We start from the raw sequence: 16,384 nt of genomic DNA, 5'->3' as shown, positions 1-16,384 counted from the left end.
CCACATGCGCGATCGTTAGGCCCGAAAACACGCCCGCCACCGCCCGCCCCCGGCGCGCGGGCGGCACCATCGCCGCCGCCACAAGTGCCGCCACGGCATAAAAGGCGCCATGCGGCAGCCCGGTCACAAAACGCAGGACCACCAGCGTGGCATAACCGGGCGCAAGGGCACATCCGGCATTGCCCGCCACGAACACGGCCTGCAGCACCAGCAGCAGCCTGCGCCGGGGCATGCGGGCGGCGAACAGGATCACAAGCGGCGCGCCCACCACCACGCCCAGCGCATAGGCACTGATGACATGGCCCGCCACCGGCACGCCAACACCAAGCGAGCGCGCCACGCCGGGCAGCAGCGCCATGAGCGCGAACTCGCCCGTGCCGATGGCAAACGTGGCCACCGCCAGCGCGCCCCACGCTGCCCATGCGCGCCCCGCCGGAAGGGGGGCCATGTTCGCGTCACTCACATATCCGCCCTTTCCCGATGGGGGAGATTGGCTTACCGCTTGTACATCAAGGCGGCATTAACCCACAGGGGCCATATCACGTTACCAGACCATCCGTGGTGGAATTTCGCCCTCCGGCAATCCGCCCGCCCGGCCATGCGTTATCCGGGTTCGCGCCACGCACACGCCAGCCCCGTTCCACACGTTCCCTGCCCAGCATACGGACCCATAGATGACAGCCTCCCCGCCCACGGCTCCCTCTTCCAACGCACCCGATTCAAAGCCTGCCCCCCACAAGGATGACATCACCGACCCCCGCGCCATCCAGCTCGCGCGCATCTATGCCCTGCTGCGCCTGGCGCTGATCGTGACTGTGGTGGTCATGCTGATCTGGGTGGTGGGCGATGTGCTGATGGTCATCTTCGCCGCAACCCTGGTGGCGGTGATCCTGCACAACCTGGCCGGCCTTGTTGAGCGGCACACGCGCATGCCCTACTGGCTGGCGCTTTCCACCGTGGTGGTGGTGCTGATCGGGGCGCTGACCGGCCTGATCTGGAGCAGTGGCCCCGAAATATCGGAGCAGGCCGTCAAGCTGCGCACCGCCCTGAGCGAGCAGGCCCGCAACCTGCGTGACAGCATGGGCCATTCCTCCACCGGGCGGATGATCCTTGATAACCTGCCCACCACGCTTGGCGGCAATGAACAGACCGCGGGCAATGCCGGATTCGGCTCCATCGCGGGGTCGATGACCGGCTTTGTCTCCTCGGCCTTCGGCGCTGCGGGCACGCTGGCCGTGATCCTGATCGCGGGGCTGTATTTCGCCATCTCGCCCGACATCTATGTCAACGGCATGCTGCGGCTGATCCCCCACCCCTACCGCAAGACATCACGCACGCTGCTGCTGACCGCTGGCCGCACGCTGTGGGCCTGGACGGCGGGGCAGGCGCTGGACATGACCGTGGTGGGGCTGCTGTCCTTCATCGGGCTGTGGTGCATTGGCGTGCCACTGGCCCTTGCCCTGGGCGTGGTGGCGGGAATGGCCAATTTCATTCCCTATATCGGGGCCTTCGTGGGGGCGGTGCCCGCCGTGCTCATCGGGCTGTCGCAGGGCACGCGCGAAGGGGTGATGGTGCTGGGGCTCTACGCCGCCATCCAGTTCTTCGAGGGCAATGTCATGGCGCCCCTCATCCAGCGCCATGCGGTCAAGATGCCGCCGGGGCTGACCATCCTGTCACAGACGATCTTTGGCACCATCCTCGGCATTCCCGGCCTGATCCTGGCCTCGCCCCTCACCGCCGCCCTGCTGGCCACCATGGACCAGGCCACGCCAAAACTGGATGATGACGAGCGGGTTTAGGCCCTCGGCAAACAGAATGCCGCCTTTATTGAAAAAAGGCGGCACCCAAAAACCTTTATCCTTGTCAGGGCAGTCTTGTCGGCCTGCGGCCATCAGCCCTGCAGGGTATTGACATCCACATGCGCCATGCCAGCGCGTGTGGCCGCCTGCATGCCCTCCGGGCTGTCCTCGAACACGAGGCAGGTGGCGGGCAGGCAGGCAAGGCTGCGGGCCGCCAGCAGGAACATGTCCGGCGCGGGCTTGGGGTGGTTTACGTCATCGATGGTGATGATGACATCGAACAGCTTTTCAAGCCCGAGATGGCCCAGGCAGGCCGAGACAACCTGCCGCGACCCGTTCGAGGCCACCGCCATGGGCAGGCGGCCATGATACGCGCGCGCGATATCGGTCACGACCGTGATCTCGCGCAGCACATGCAGCTTGCGGAGCATGCTCGCCCGCGCGCTTGAGATGATGCCATCGCGGTCCACCACGCGCCCAAGGCGCTGCTCGACAATATCGAGCACCATATGCTCGGACATGCCGCCATGGCCATGAAACCACTCCGGCGGCACGCCCTGGCCGATCGCATCCTCAAGGGCGGCCAGCCAGCCTTCACGGTACAGCGGCAGGCTGTCGACCAGCGTGCCGTCGCAATCAAAGATCAGGCCCTGCGTGCCCGCGCGCACAAGGCTCATGGAAAAGCCGACCGGGCATAGTCATACTGGTTGACCAGGTCACGCAGCGCGTCGAAATCCTTGTCCTTGTAGTGATGGAAGCGGATCACGGCGCCGGGGCGTTCCTCCACGAACACGGTGTTGTTCCAGTCAGCCGCGCTGATGCCGGTCCACAGCGTGATGCGGTACGGCACGGCCGGGCCGCCGGGCTGCCTGCCATCGGGCGCCACCTGCATTTCCATCACGGCATCACCGCTTGAAGGCGGGGTCTGGCCCAGGGGCCCCCAGCCCTTGGTGTGCGACTGCAGCCAGTCATTGAGTGTCTTGACCTGGGCTGCCGTGAGCGTGCGCTCGCGCCGCATGGGGCCGACGGCAATGGTGCCCGACTGCATGGTGGGGAAGGTCAGCGGCCGGAAATTGGGCATGGCCATGTACCACAACCCTGCTGCCGTGCCGATGGTGATGAACAGGAACCCGATCAGCAGGGCGGTTTCGCGTCTCATTGGCGTATGGTCTCCTTATGCACACACAGCCGCGATGACCCGGGCCACGTCATTATCCGACAGTTCCGGATGGAGCGGAAGCGCCATGATCCGGCGCGAAAGGTCTTCGGCCACCGGCAGCGACGCGCCATCATGGCAGGCCGCATAGGCAGGCTGGCGGTGCAGCGGCCGGGGGTAATAGATGGCCGAGGCCACGCCACGGGCCTTGAGCTTTTCCTGCATGGCGGCGCGATCGGCCTCGCCCTGGGTCAGCACCGAATAGATTGCCCATGAGGACTCGCTATCCGCCACGCGGGCAGGCGGCACGAGGTGCCCCGCAATGCCGCTGTCATAGGCGCTGGCAATGGCGCGCCTGCGGGCAAGCTCGGCATCGAAGCGGTCCATCTTGGCCAGGATGATGGCCGCCTGCAGCGTATCGAGGCGGGCATTCATGCCCGTGCGCAGCACCTCGTAGCGGGTCTTGCCCTCGCCATGGGTGCGCAGCGAGCGGTAGAGTTCGGCGCGCTGCGGGTCATCGGTCAGGATCGCGCCCGCATCGCCATAGGCGCCAAGCGGCTTGGAGGGGAAGAAGGACAGCGTGGTCGCCACCCCCTCGCGCCCCAGCCTGCGGCCCGACAGGCTCGCGCCATAGGCCTGCGCGCAGTCGGCCATGAGGAACAGGTCTTCCGCGGCGGCAATGGCGCGCAGTTCGGGCCACGGCGCGGGCTGGCCGAACAGGTCCACCCCGATCAGCGCGCGCGGGCGCAGACGGCCCGCCCGGCGCACATCGGCAATGCGCTGGCGCAGGTTTTCAGGGTCGATCTGGAAGGTATGCGGGTCCACATCCACAAAGACCGGGGTGGCGCCCAGCACCAGCGGCACCTCCGCCGTGGCGGTGTAGGTGAAGGCGGGCAGGAACACGGCATCGCCTTCCCCGATTCCCTCGGCCATCAGCACCACCTGGATGGCGTCGGTGCCCGATGACACGCCCACGCATTCCCCTGCCCCCACATAGCTGGCCAGCCGGGATTCGAGTTCGGCCACTTCGGGGCCCATGACAAAGCGGCAGTGCCGCATCACCGCATCGACACGCTCGCGCAGTGCATCGGCAATGGCGGCCTGCTGTCTGGGCAGGTCAAGAAAACCTATGGGCGCCTGCGCCGGAGCGTTCATGATGCATTCCTTTCCACATCGACCTGCCCCGCCGGAACCTGTGTGACCATGCCGTGCGGGTTATGGACAAATTCGGGTACGAGCCTGCGCGCAAGGTCCAGCGCCTGCGCGCTGTCACCCTGGCGACATGCCACTGTCAGTGCATCCATGATATTGACGACCTGCGCAAGGTCCACCGTACGCGGCGTTGCCATCCGCAAACCGGGACAGCCGGTGGGTTGCAGGATTTCCTGGCTGTAAAACAGGTCCTCGGCCAGCTTTTCGCCCGGTCGCAGCCCGGTAAAGCGGATCTGCACGTCACGCCCCGGCCGCAGCCCCGCCAGCACGATCATCTGCCGCGCCAGGTCAAGGATGCGCACCGGCGTGCCCATGTCGAGTACGAACACCCCGCCCCGGCGCAGCAGGGCGGCGGCAAGCCGGTCCTCCTGCGCGCCGGTGCCGCAGGCGCTGGCCTGCAGCACCAGCCCCACGGCTTCGGACACGGTCATGAAATAGCGCCGCATGCGCGGGTCGGTTACCGTAAGCGGGCCGCCGCGCGCAAGCTGGTGCTGGAACAGCGGAATGACCGAGCCGGTCGAGCCCATCACGTTGCCAAAGCGCACGGTCACGCAGCGCATGGCGTCAGCGCCGCCCGCGCGCCGGGCGCGGGCATCAAGGGCCTGGCAGTACATCTCGGCAATGCGCTTTGACACCCCCATGACACTGGCGGGATTGACCGCCTTGTCGGTTGAGACAAGCACCATGGCCCGCACCCCGTGGCGGCTGGCTGCATCAGCCACGATGCGGGTGCCGGTCACGTTGGTGAGCAGCCCCTCGCACGGGTTGGCCTCGACCATGGGCACCTGCTTCAGCGCGGCTGCATGAAACACCAGTTCGGGGCGATGACGGGCAAAGACGCGCTCGATGCGCGCGGGGTCGCGTATGTCGGCCAGCACCAGATGGCGCTGCAGCGCGGGTGCTGTCGCTTCAAGGTCGATATCCACCTGCCACAGCGGATATTCACCCATATCGAGCAAAATGAGTTCCGCCGGCCCGTGGCGGGCGATCTGGCGCACCAGTTCCGCCCCGATCGAACCACCCGCCCCCGTAACCAGCACCCGCCGCCCGCGCAGCATGCTGGCCAGCCCCTGTTCATCGGGGGCCACGGGCTGGCGGGGCAGCAGGTCAGCCAGCCTTACGGGGTGCAGCGGCGCGCGCGCGGTGCCGGTCAGGCCCGACAGGTCGGGCATGCAGCGCACCGGGGTGCCGGTTTCATGCGCCATGCGCAGCACGGCAGAGAGCCGTTCGCCCCGGCAGTGCGGGTCGGCCACCACCACCATCCAGTCCTCATCCGCCCCAAGGGCTGCCAGTATGGCCCGCAGGTCGCCCACCTGCCCCAGCACCGGCAGGCCGCGCAGCCTGCGGCCGGGGCGGCGCTGGCGGCCTTCAGGCACCAGCCCCGCGACCCGGCGGCCCATATGCGGCGCCAGTGTGAGGAAACGGCTGGCATCTTCCCCATCCCCCACAACGATCACGCGCTGACGGCCCGCAAGGCCCATCAGGCCCTGCCGCCAGTACTGGTAGGCACCGCGCACCCCCGCCAGCACCATGAACGCCGCCATGCCGTAAACCATGCCAAAGGCCGGAGCCGCCATGCCCGGCAGGGCGGTCGCCCCCAGCACCAGCACGGCCGCCAGCACGCAGGCGCCGCCCAGCCGCCAGAAATCGGACCGCCCGGCAAAACGCCAGTGCTGCTGGAAAATGCGGAACGGCCACCCCGCCACCGCAAGCCCGGCCATGCCCAGCACGGGCGCGCCACCGGGCAGGGCCGCATGATAACCGCACGCCCAGGCCGCAAGGCTTGCCGCCAGCCCCCCCAGAACCGTATCAAGCACGCAGTTCAGCGCTATGGTCCGTGTCATGCGCAGGCACTCGGCCAGGGAGTGCGCGCTGGAGGATTGCGTTGCCATTACCCCCTTCCTATAGCCGAGCCAGCGGGGGGCAAGAAGGAGAGATCATGCCCCGGACCCCGCTTTCATGACCCTTGTGCATGCCGATCATGGCGCGGCCGTGCTTTTCGCGCTGCTGCTTGGCGCGGGCGCTGCCGTGGCCGCCATGCTGTCACGCCGGGTCATCGGGCTGCGCGTGCTCGACTACCCGACCGGGCGCAGTGCCCATGCCCGGCCCGTGCCCAAGGGTGGCGGGCTGGCCATTCTGGCCGTGTTCGTAACCGGCGTGCCGCTGGCGCAGATGATCTGGCATCATGCCCCCACCGTGGCTGACAAGACCCTGCTCGCCGCCACAGCCTGGCTGGGCCTGTTTTCGTGGCGCGACGACATGCACCCCATGCCCGCGCTGTGGAAGCTGGGCGCGCAGGTGCTGGCGGCCCTGCTGGTGGCCTGGGGCAGCCTGGGCGTGCTGCCCCATGATGCCGCCACATGGGGCATGCTGCTGGGGCGCGGCGTGTGGCTGGTGGTGCTGTGCAACGCCATCAACTTCATGGATGGGCTGGACGGCCTGGCCGCGGGCTGCACCCTGCTGGCCTGCGTGGCCACCGCCATGCTGTGCCTGCATGTGCACGCAGGGGTCGGGACATGGGGCACCGCGCTGGTCATGGCTGCTGCCATTGCGGGTTTCCTGCCCTTCAATTTCCCCAATGCGCGGCTGTTCATGGGCGATGTGGGCAGCCAGTGCTGCGGGCTGGTGCTGGGCGCGCTGGGGCTGCACATGGCCGACCTGCCGCCACTGGCGCATGGCTGGGCGCTCATGCCGCTCATGCTGTCGGGGCTGCTGGCCGATGTAGGGGCAACGCTGCTACGCCGCGCCGTGCTGCGCCGCCCGCTCCTGCGGGCGCACCGGGAGCATTTCTACCAGATGGCCCATCGCGGCGGCATGAGGCCCACCACCATCACGCTGCTGGCCTGGGCGGCCACGCTATGTGGCGCGGGGGCAGCCAGCGCGCTGGCAGGCGGCGTGATCGGCCTGCCTGCCGCAACAGGCGGCCTGCTGGCACTGCAACTGGCCTGGGCCGTGGTGGTGATCAGGCGCGTGCGCCACATGCCGGGATTGCGGTGGTAGAAACGAAACAGGGGGAACGGCCCTGCGGCCATTCCCCCTGCCCATCGTGACAGATAACGGATTCTACTTCTTGGTGAAGGTGATCTTCATGCCCTGGGCCGCGGCGGCAAGGCGGCCACCGGAACTTGAGGTATCCAGCCGGATGCGCACGCCGGCCGGGTTGTTGAGCAGGACCGCGCCAATACCGGTGCCTGCTGTCACATCGCCGTTGACGGCGGCGTAGCTGCCCTCGAAATCCTTGACCGAATGCAGGTTATAGACCGTGCCGGTGCCCTTGATGTTGGCATAGCCCACAGCCGCGAGCGACCCGCCCTCGATCTTGAAACGGTAGGTGTGGTGCCCATAGACCAGCTTGCCCGTGCCCCATGTATGCCCCACGCCGATATCAAGCGACTTGAACTTCATGGTGACCGTGCCCGATGGCGTGCCGAGCGTGGACTCCTCGGCCATGGCCGCGCATGGCAGGCTGGCAAGGGGGGCTGCCGCAATGACGAGGGCAAGCAGACGTCGAGAGATATGCATGAAATGGAAACCTTCCGTCGCGGAATGCACGAAGAGAACCTTCTGCTAACTCAGCTCGCGCGGCGAAGTTCCTCGGTGCGGCGGGCACGCGGGGCCTTGCGCACGGGGGCGGCAACCTTTTCCTGCGCTGCGGCGGAGGTTTCGTTCACGATCGTGCGCAGGTCGCGCAGGAAGCCATTGCCCTGCGGGGTGTGCGTGATCAGCACCGAGCGGCGGTCCATCGGGTCCGCCGTGCGGCGGGCGAGGCGCAGATCCTCGAGCCGGTCGAGCGCGCGGGTGATCGCGGGCTTGGACACGTTCAGCTCGGCCGCGAGGCCACGCACGGTGTGGGCGTTGTCGCTGAGGTAGCAGGTCAGGAACACGGCAAGCTGGCGGGCAGACAGGTCCGGCCCGTCGCGGCGGACCATCGCGACGATGGTGTCGCGCAGGGAATGCGTCATCTGATCCGTATTAGCCTGTGATGACTTGGCCATCGGTTGAAATCCTCTGTCATGATATCCGTGCCGGCCAATGGGCCTGCGGGCCGTGGAATCGGAGTGGCACGGAATGGTTTATTCTGGTGGTGCCTATATAATTGGCATTTACGGCATATATAAGTCGCATCTGGCAAATTAGTTCGATTTCATAATTGTTTCTTTGATGCCGCGTTTGCCTCGTCAAGATTGAATATTTTTAATATTCCTTCGTAAGTCGCTCTTAAACTTAGACTTTCTCCGCCTTCCGGGCGGCCGGGGCGGTCGGAATCATTCCATCCATAGGTATCGATATGAACCCAGCGCACATCAGTTTTGACAAAATTCTCTAAGAAAAGCGCCGCCGTAATCGCCCCCGCCAGCGGTTTGGATGAAATATTGTTCAGGTCTGCCATCGGACTGCGCAGCCATTTGCGGTAGCCCGGCCACAGCGGCAGGCGCCATAGCGGGTCGCCGCAGGCACGTCCCGCATCCTCCAGCGCCAGGGCGGCTTCATCGCTGTTGCTGAACAGCGCGGGCACATCGGGGCCAAGCGCCACGCGGGCGGCCCCGGTCAGGGTCGCGGCATCGACCAGCAGGGCGGGATCATGTTCGCATGCCGCATGCAGCAGGTCGCACAGCACCAGCCTGCCCTCGGCATCGGTATTGCCAATCTCCACCGTCAGCCCCGCGCGCGTGCGCACGACGTCCGACGGGCGCATGGCGCGGCCCGACACGCTGTTCTCCACGCAGCCCAGCCGCAGTTCCAGCCGCACCGGCAGGTCGCGCAGCGCCACCAGCCGCGCCAGTGCCAGCATGATGGCGGCCCCCCCCATGTCCTTTTTCATCCGCAGCATGGATGAGGGCGGCTTGAGGTCATAGCCGCCAGTATCAAAACACACGCCCTTGCCCACCAGCGACACAAGCGGGGCATCCTCGGGCGCCGTGCTGCCGCTCCAGCGCGCCACCACCACGCACGGTGCCCGGTCCGAGCCCATGCCAACATGGAAGACGGTGGGGAAATCCTGCTCCAGCCGTGCCCCGCGGATGACCGACACATCGGCGCCCAGCGGCTCAAGCGCCATCTGTGCGGCGCGGGCCAGTTCATCGGGGCCCATCAGGTTGGGCGGCGTGTTGATGAGCGAGCGCGCCAGGTTGATGCACTGCGCAACCGGCCATGCGGCCATGCCCGCCCCATCCACCACCAGCCGCGCCCGTGGCGGCCTGGCGGCCACGTCGCGCCCGAAGGCCGGCATGCGATAGGCGCCAAGGCAGAAGCCAAGCGCCATGTCGGCAAGTGCGATATCCTGTGGCGCCTCAATGCGCCACAGGCCGCTTGGCAGCGAGTCGGGCAGGACACCGAATACGAACGGGTCAGCACCATCTACCGCTTCGGGCACGCCCAGCACGGCGGTGGTGATGTTGCCATCCGCATCGGGCAGGCCCTGCACCTGCCCGTAACGGGCCACAAAACCGGCCTGCAGCGCAAAACGCGCAGCCTTCTCGCCCACCAGCGCGGCAAGGCCGCCCAGCGCCGAGGGGCGGATGGCGTGTACCACGCCTACGGGTTCGTGGCCCACATCGTGCGCGGCGACCAGGCAGTCGGGTTGTTGCGGCATGTTCATGGCGGTCCTCGGTTGCGTCTGCTGCTATTGGCGCCAAGGGTGCGTCCGCCATCGCGCCAGTGCAACACCCTGTGGCGCCCTTCGGGGCACACCCATGTGGTTTTGCTTGCATTTGTGTCCACTTGGCCGGAGCATGCCTGCATGACGGGTGTACCCTCGGGGCTTCGTGGCCCCCATCGCGCAGCGGCCGGGCATCGCGCCGGTCCCCATTCCGACCAGGTGGTCCGGGCTGTGCTCGGCCCGACCAATACCGGAAAGACGCATCTCGCCATCGAGCGGCTGCTCTCGCATTCCAGCGGGGTGATCGGCTTCCCGCTCCGCCTGCTCGCGCGTGAGAACTACGACCGCATGGTGGCCCGCAAGGGCGCGCAGGCCGTGGCGCTGATCACCGGCGAGGAAAAGATCATCCCGCCGAAGGCACGCTGGTTTTCATGCACGGTCGAGGCCATGCCGCTAGACCGGCAGGTGGAATTCGTGGCGGTGGATGAAATCCAGCTCTGCGCCGACCCCGACCGCGGGCACATCTTTACCGACCGCCTGCTGCATGCGCGCGGCACGGCGGAGACGATGTTTCTGGGCGCCGACACCATCCGCAACCTGATCCGCCGCCTTGTGCCGGGCATCGAGATCGAGCACCGGCCCCGCCTGTCGCAACTGACCCATGCGGGCGCGTGCAAGCTCACGCGCCTGCCGCCGCGCTCGGCCATTGTCGCGTTCTCGGCAGGCGAGGTCTACGCCATTGCCGAACTGCTGCGCCGCAGGCGCGGCGGCTGCGCCATCGTGATGGGCCAGCTCTCGCCGCGCACGCGCAATGCGCAGGTGGCGCTGTACCAGGAAAAGGAGGTCGATTACCTCGTCGCGACCGATGCCATCGGCATGGGGCTGAACATGGATGTGAACCATGTGGCCTTTGCCAGCCTGTCGAAATTCGATGGCGCGCGCATCCGCCCGCTCACCGCGGGCGAGATCGCGCAGGTGGCGGGGCGTGCCGGGCGCGGCCTGCGCGATGGCACGTTCGGCACCACCGGCACCTGCCCGCCCCTGCATGAGGAACTGGCCGAGGCCGTGGAACAGCACCGCTTCGACCCGCTCACCCGCCTGTCATGGCGCAACAGCGCGCTTGATTTCTCATCGCCCGCCAGCCTGCTGGGCAGCCTCAACCAGGCCTCGCCCCGGCCGGAACTGATCGCGGGGCATGAAGCGAGCGACGTGCTGGCGCTCTCGGCACTCTCGGCCAGCGCCGACATCCGCCCGCTGGTCCATTCCCGCGCCGCGACCCGGCTGTTGTGGGAGAGTTGCCAGATCCCCGATTTCCGCAAGCTGGGCGATGACAGCCACATCCGCCTGTGCGGGCGCATCTTCACCCACCTGATCAGCGATGGCCGCATCCCGGCCACGTGGATGGAAAACCAGATCACCCATTTTTTCCAGACCGAGGGCACCATCGATACGCTGATGCAGCGCCTGGCAGGGATTCGCGTGTGCAGCTACATCGCCGCCCGCCCCGGCTGGATCGCCAGTGCGGAACACTGGCAGGCCCGCACGCGTGAGGCGGAGGATCGCCTGTCCGACGTGCTGCACGAACAGTTGACCGCCCGCTTTGTCGATCGCCGCGCCACCACCCTGATCCGCAGGCTTGATGAAGGCGGGCACGACACCCTGCTCTCCGCCGTGACCGCGCAGGGCAATGTGGTGGTGGAAGGCCACGAGGTGGGCCGGATTGCAGGGCTGGACCTGATTGCGGGCGACCATACCGACGCCGAGGATGGCCGCCTGCTCATGCGCGCCGCGCGCCGTGCCGTGCGCAGCGAGATTCCCCGCCGCGTCGCCCTGCTGGTGCAGGATGACGACCAGCAGTTCACCTTCTCGGCCGATGGCACGCATATCATGTGGCAGGGCATGAATCTGGCCCGCCTGCTGCCGGGTGCCGACGTGCTCTCGCCCCGGCCGCTGGTGCTGGACAACCCGCTGCTCGACAACGCGCAGCGCGAGCGAATCCGCAACCGGCTCCAGGCCTGGCTCGGGCAGGTGGTGCGCGAGCATCTTGCCCCGCTCTTTGCCGTGCAGGCCGCCGTCGCCGCCACGCCGGAACTGCGCGGCATCGTCCACCGCCTGCTTGAAGGTGCGGGCATCGCCCCGCTGCACCGGGGCGAGCGCCTGCCGCCCGAGATGCTGGGCCGCCTGCGCAGGCTTGGCGTGCGCGTGGGCCATTACGCCCTGTTCATGCCCGCGATCCTGAAGGAGCGCCCGCTGCAGTTGCGCGGCTGGCTGGTGGCCATCAGCCTGAACATGCCCTGCCCCACCCTGCCCGCCATGAGCCGCATTACCCTGTCGCCCGATGCCCTGCCCCCGGCCTTCATGGACCGCATGGGCTGGCTTGCGGCGGGACCGGTGCGCATACGGCTCGATATCGCGGAAAAATTCATTCGCGAGCTTGCCCGCCTGACCCGTCGCGCGCCCGTGCCGCTACCGCCGCAACTGGCCTCGCGGCTGGGCGTGCGTCGTGAAATGCTGCCCGCCGTGCTGAAGGGGCTGAACATGCGCGTGCACCACCCCCGCCCCATGCCTGCCGACCGCTACGGGCCGCCTGCCCCGATCATGATCCGCTTCCATGCCGAGGGTGAAAATACCAAAGCCGAAAAGCCCCGCCCGGCGCAGGGCCGCCCGGCCAGCAGGCGCCTTGCGGCCCGGCGGCCCGACAGCCCCTTCGCTGCCCTTGCAACCCTTCTGGATCGGCCCTGAACGCATGAAACAGGCCCCTGCCCCCAAGCCCCAGGCCCAGCGCGTAGATGTGTGGCTGTTCCATGCCCGCTTCGGGCGCAGCCGCAGCGCCTGCGCGCAGATCGCCACCAGCGGGCATGTGCGCATCAACCGCCAGCGCGTGACCAAGGCGCATGCGCTCGTGCGCGCAGGCGACGTGCTGACCCTGCCCGCACCCGACCGCAAGGCCGTGATCGTCATCCGCGTGACAGGTCAGGCCGAACGCCGCCAGGCAGCGCCACTTGCACAACTTCTGTATGAAATTGTTCCAGAAACTGCCTGAATATTGTGGCGATCGGGACAATACAGGCACCGATTATGCATTAGCCGCCGTCTTGGGCTTGCCACGACCGGAAAACACTCTCATATCTTCCGCCATTCCCGATGAGGTCATGCCCCCTGTGGCGCCTCGTCCCTTTCCATGGCTGGGCCTACTGCCACAGGCCACACAAATAACGATCGGAGATAGGCGATGACCTATGTGGTCACCGAAAACTGCATTCGCTGCAAATTCACAGATTGTGTCGAAGTCTGCCCGGTTGACTGCTTCTACGCCGGTGAGAACTTTCTCGTAATCAATCCGGATGAATGCATCGACTGCGGCGTGTGCGAACCGGAATGCCCGGCTGAGGCCATCTTCCCCGATAGCGACGACCGCGCGACCCCCTGGGCCGAACTCAACGCCAAATACGCCGCCATCTGGCCCAACATCACCCGCAAGATCGACGCCCCGGCCGATGCCGAGGAATGGAAAGACAAGCCCGGCAAGAAAGACCTGCTTTCCCCCGAGCCGCAGAAGGGCTGATCCCGCCTTTCCTGCCTGGGGCCAATAAAAAAGACCGGCACGGTTTCCCGTGCCGGTCTTTTTTTATGCCGTCTGGCCCCGGGAGTGGTTGCCCACCCCCAAGGCCCAGCATGAAACCGCGTATCAGCGCGACATCATGTTGATGGACGTGTCATGCATGATGAACATCGTGCCGGCCACAAGGACCAGAACCGACAGCACCGTGAATGTAAACGCCATGACGTTCCAGCGCTGCTCGGACGAACCGTTCATGTGCAGGAAGTAGATCAGGTGAACCACGATCTGGACCACCGCCAGCAGGGCAATCGCCCCACCGGTGGCGGACGGTGACATCGCATGCGACATCACCAGACCGAAGGCTGCTACCGTCAGGATAACGGCAAGTACGAACCCGGTAACGTAAGATCCTACGCTACCATGGCCCTCTCCCGAGGATGAAATATGATCAGCCATCAGAGCACACCCATCAGATAGACAAAGGTGAAGACACAGATCCAGACAATGTCCAGGAAGTGCCAGAACAGGCTGAGGCAGGTCAGCTTGCCGATCATGCGCTCGTTCAGCTCAGTCTTGCCAGCCGTCTGGAACAGCAGGACCGCCATCCACAGCAGGCCGCAGGTGACATGCAGACCATGCGTGCCAACCAGCGTGAAGAAGGCGGACAGGAACGCGCTGCGATCCGGGCCGTTGCCTTCGGCAATCATGTGCGAGAACTCGCGGATTTCCATGAACAGGAAGCCCAGCCCCAGCAGGAAGGTCACCCCGAGCCAGGTCCGCATGGTGCTGACCTTGTTCTCGTGGGCGGCGATCATGCCAAAACCGTAGGTGATGGAGCTGAACAGCAGGATAGCCGTTTCAATGCCAACACCCGAAAGTTCGAACACTTCGTGGCCGGTCGGACCGCCGGCAAACTGGTCACGCAACACCGCGAACACTGCGAACAGCGTACCGAAGATGATGCAGTCCGTCATCAGATACAGCCAGAACCCGAACACCACGGGAGATTCGTGGTGTTCATCATGGGCATGGGCTGCATCAGCAGTCATGTTTTGCGCCATTATTCCGCTGCCTGTGCTGCCATAAGGTTATGGGTGTGCTCCTGCTCGATACGAGCCACCTCGGACACCGGCACATAGTAATCGACGTCATTGTCAGCCGAACGTGCGATCACCGTAGCGATGACACCGATCAGACCGACGGCCGCCAGCCACCAGATATACCAGACTGCACCGAAGCCAAGCACGAAGCTGAAGGCACCGATAAGGAAACCGCATGCCGTGTTCTTGGGCATGTGGATGGGCTGATAGTCACCACCAGCGCGACGCGTGTCGATACCCGCTTCCTTGTCGTGGGCAAAAGCGTCGAGCTCGTGCACTTCCGGCAGGATGGCGAAGTTATAGAACGGCGGCGGCGAAGAGGTGGACCATTCCAGCGTGCGTGCGTTCCACGGATCGCCCGTCAGGTCACGATTCTCGGCCAGGTTACGGTCGCGGATCGAGACATAGAGCTGGGTCAGCTGGCACACGATACCGCATGCAATCAGCACGGCACCGACTTCAGCAATCAGCAGCCAGGGGTGCCATTCCGGGTTGTCGTAGTGGTTCATACGACGGGTCATGCCCTCGAAACCAACGACATACAGCGGCATGAACGCCACATAGAAGCCGATGAACCAGCACCAGAACGCCCGCTTGCCCCATGCTTCGTTCAGCTTGAAGCCGAAGGACTTGGGGAACCAGAAGTTCATGGCCGCCACGTAGCCGAAATACACACCACCGATAATCACGTTATGGAAGTGGGCGATAACGAACAGCGAGTTATGCAGCACGAAGTCGGAAGCCGGGATGGCGAGCATCACGCCGGTCATGCCACCGATGGAGAAGGTGATCATGAAGCCGATCACCCAGTACATGGTCGCATGGAACTCGATGCGGCCCTTATACATGGTGAACAGCCAGTTGAAGATTTTCACGCCAGTCGGAACGGCGATGATCATCGTCATGATGCCGAAGAACGCGTTCACGTTCGGGCCAGCACCCATGGTGAAGAAGTGGTGAACCCACACCACCAGCGACAGGACCATGATGGAAGCGGTCGCGTAGACCATGGTCTTGTAGCCGAACAGCGGCTTGCGGGAGAAGGTCTGCGTGATTTCGGAGAAGGCACCGAAGGCAGGCAGGACAAGGATGTACACTTCCGGATGGCCCCAGCCCCAGATCACGCTCAGATAGAGCATCTGGTTGCCGCCGCCGTCGTTGGTGAAGAAGTGCATGCCCAGGTAACGGTCCAGACCCAGCAGGCCCATGGCCACGGTCAGGATCGGGAAGGCAACCATGATCAGCACGGTGGTGCAGAAGATGGTCCAGGTGAACACCGGCATGCGCATGTAGGTCATGCCCGGCGCACGCATCTTCACGATGGTCGCGAAGAAGTTCACACCCGTCAGCAGCGTGCCCACACCGGACAGCTGAACCGCCCAGATATAGTAGTCAACACCGACGCCGGGGCTGAACTGCTGCTCGGACAGGGGCGGGTAAGCCAGCCAGCCGCACTGCGAGAACTCACCGATGAACAGCGAGACGTTGACCAGCAGGAAGCTGATGGTCGTCATCCAGAAGCTCAGCGTGTTCACGAACGGGAAGGCCACGTCGCGCGCACCGATCTGCAGCGGCACCACGATGTTCATCAGACCCTGCATGAACGCCATGGCCATGAAGAAGATCATGATCGTGCCGTGAGCGGAGAAGATCTGGTCATAGTGGTGCGGCGGCAGGTAGCCGGGGTTGCCGGCATAGGCCAGCGCAAGCTGGGAGCGCATCATGATCGCGTCCGCAAAGCCACGGAACAGCGCCACGAGGGCCACAACGATATACATGACACCAATGCGCTTGTGGTCGACCGAGGTCAGCCATTCACGCCACAGGTAGCCCCATTTACCGTAATAGGTGATGAGACCGACAACGGCGAGACCCGCGATAGCGGCACCGATGAACGTTCCCACAAGGATCGGCACATCATAAGGGATGGCCGACAAAGTTAATTTGCCAAACATC

The 16,384-nt window shown here is 65.5% G+C and carries 16 protein-coding genes; 5 read left to right on the top strand and 11 right to left on the bottom strand.

What is annotated here, in order from left to right; all coding sequences use genetic code 11:
• A partial coding sequence (locus tag HNW77_RS13270; protein ID WP_338033790.1) for an MFS transporter occupies window positions 1-463 on the bottom strand: 463 nt, incomplete at its 3' end.
• Between the two features lie 211 nt (window positions 464-674).
• Here HNW77_RS13270 and HNW77_RS13265 point away from each other — a divergent pair.
• Window positions 675-1,799, top strand: a complete 1,125-nt coding sequence (locus tag HNW77_RS13265; RefSeq protein ID WP_172158220.1) for an AI-2E family transporter — start codon at window positions 675-677, stop codon at window positions 1,797-1,799.
• Between the two features lie 92 nt (window positions 1,800-1,891).
• On the opposite strand, the gene HNW77_RS13260 is transcribed toward HNW77_RS13265, so the two are convergent.
• From HNW77_RS13260 to HNW77_RS13245, 4 genes are read right to left on the bottom strand one after another with little or no spacing between them, the layout of a single operon-like run.
• Window positions 1,892-2,476, bottom strand: coding sequence for an HAD family hydrolase (locus tag HNW77_RS13260; protein ID WP_172158218.1), 585 nt, complete (start codon window positions 2,474-2,476; stop codon window positions 1,892-1,894).
• Entirely contained in the window at window positions 2,473-2,958 is a 486-nt protein-coding gene (locus tag HNW77_RS13255) for a hypothetical protein (RefSeq protein WP_172158216.1), read from the bottom strand. The genes HNW77_RS13260 and HNW77_RS13255 overlap by 4 nt, the downstream gene beginning before the upstream one ends.
• A gap of 15 nt (window positions 2,959-2,973) precedes the next feature.
• The gene (locus HNW77_RS13250) at window positions 2,974-4,110 is read right to left on the bottom strand and encodes a DegT/DnrJ/EryC1/StrS family aminotransferase (protein WP_172158215.1); all 1,137 of its coding nucleotides are present in this window, start codon (window positions 4,108-4,110) and stop codon (window positions 2,974-2,976) included.
• Window positions 4,107-6,059: a polysaccharide biosynthesis protein gene (locus HNW77_RS13245; RefSeq protein WP_172158213.1), complete on the bottom strand. Its 1,953-nt coding sequence runs from the start codon at window positions 6,057-6,059 to the stop codon at window positions 4,107-4,109. The genes HNW77_RS13250 and HNW77_RS13245 overlap by 4 nt, the downstream gene beginning before the upstream one ends.
• A gap of 67 nt (window positions 6,060-6,126) precedes the next feature.
• Here HNW77_RS13245 and HNW77_RS13240 point away from each other — a divergent pair, with 67 nt between their 5' ends.
• On the top strand, window positions 6,127-7,167 hold the full coding sequence (locus HNW77_RS13240; protein ID WP_172158211.1) for a glycosyltransferase family 4 protein: 1,041 nt from the start codon (window positions 6,127-6,129) through the stop codon (window positions 7,165-7,167).
• A gap of 63 nt (window positions 7,168-7,230) precedes the next feature.
• Here the strand turns inward: HNW77_RS13240 and HNW77_RS13235 are convergent, their stop codons facing one another.
• The 3 genes from HNW77_RS13235 to HNW77_RS13225 all read right to left on the bottom strand — a co-directional run bounded on the left by HNW77_RS13235 (window position 7,231) and on the right by HNW77_RS13225 (window position 9,760).
• A complete protein-coding gene (locus HNW77_RS13235; RefSeq protein WP_172158210.1) occupies window positions 7,231-7,689 on the bottom strand; it encodes a hypothetical protein in 459 nt (152 codons plus the stop codon).
• Window positions 7,690-7,739: 50 nt separating this feature from the next.
• Entirely contained in the window at window positions 7,740-8,162 is a 423-nt protein-coding gene (locus HNW77_RS13230; RefSeq protein WP_172158208.1) for a MarR family transcriptional regulator, read from the bottom strand.
• Between the two features lie 149 nt (window positions 8,163-8,311).
• Entirely contained in the window at window positions 8,312-9,760 is a 1,449-nt protein-coding gene (locus HNW77_RS13225) for a leucyl aminopeptidase family protein (RefSeq protein ID WP_408886845.1), read from the bottom strand.
• Window positions 9,761-9,907: 147 nt separating this feature from the next.
• On the opposite strand from HNW77_RS13225, the gene HNW77_RS13220 reads away from it, so the two are divergent.
• The 3 genes from HNW77_RS13220 to fdxA all read left to right on the top strand — a co-directional run bounded on the left by HNW77_RS13220 (window position 9,908) and on the right by fdxA (window position 13,331).
• On the top strand, window positions 9,908-12,508 hold the full coding sequence (locus HNW77_RS13220; protein WP_172158205.1) for a helicase-related protein: 2,601 nt from the start codon (window positions 9,908-9,910) through the stop codon (window positions 12,506-12,508).
• Between the two features lie 4 nt (window positions 12,509-12,512).
• Window positions 12,513-12,809, top strand: a complete 297-nt coding sequence (locus HNW77_RS13215; protein ID WP_172158203.1) for an RNA-binding S4 domain-containing protein — start codon at window positions 12,513-12,515, stop codon at window positions 12,807-12,809.
• A gap of 189 nt (window positions 12,810-12,998) precedes the next feature.
• Window positions 12,999-13,331, top strand: coding sequence for a ferredoxin FdxA (gene fdxA, locus HNW77_RS13210; RefSeq protein WP_172158202.1), 333 nt, complete (start codon window positions 12,999-13,001; stop codon window positions 13,329-13,331).
• A gap of 123 nt (window positions 13,332-13,454) precedes the next feature.
• Here fdxA and cyoD read toward each other — a convergent pair whose 3' ends face one another.
• Genes cyoD through cyoB form a run of 3 tightly spaced genes read right to left on the bottom strand, consistent with a single transcriptional unit; the run spans window position 13,455 to window position 16,383 of the window.
• Window positions 13,455-13,784 (bottom strand): cytochrome o ubiquinol oxidase subunit IV, encoded by a 330-nt coding sequence (gene cyoD, locus HNW77_RS13205; RefSeq protein WP_172158200.1) that lies wholly within the window; start codon window positions 13,782-13,784, stop codon window positions 13,455-13,457.
• Window positions 13,784-14,389 (bottom strand): cytochrome o ubiquinol oxidase subunit III, encoded by a 606-nt coding sequence (gene cyoC / locus HNW77_RS13200; protein WP_061272539.1) that lies wholly within the window; start codon window positions 14,387-14,389, stop codon window positions 13,784-13,786. The genes cyoD and cyoC overlap by 1 nt, the downstream gene beginning before the upstream one ends.
• A complete protein-coding gene (gene cyoB, locus HNW77_RS13195; RefSeq protein WP_172158199.1) occupies window positions 14,389-16,383 on the bottom strand; it encodes a cytochrome o ubiquinol oxidase subunit I in 1,995 nt (664 codons plus the stop codon). The genes cyoC and cyoB overlap by 1 nt, the downstream gene beginning before the upstream one ends.
• Between the last annotated feature and the right edge of the window lies 1 nt (window position 16,384).

The sequence above is a fragment of the Komagataeibacter melomenusus genome, assembly GCF_013155395.1.
GTDB lineage: Bacteria > Pseudomonadota > Alphaproteobacteria > Acetobacterales > Acetobacteraceae > Komagataeibacter > Komagataeibacter melomenusus.
The sequence above is the reverse complement of the archived record's forward strand: the minus strand, read 5'-3'. Positions and strand labels throughout refer to the sequence as shown.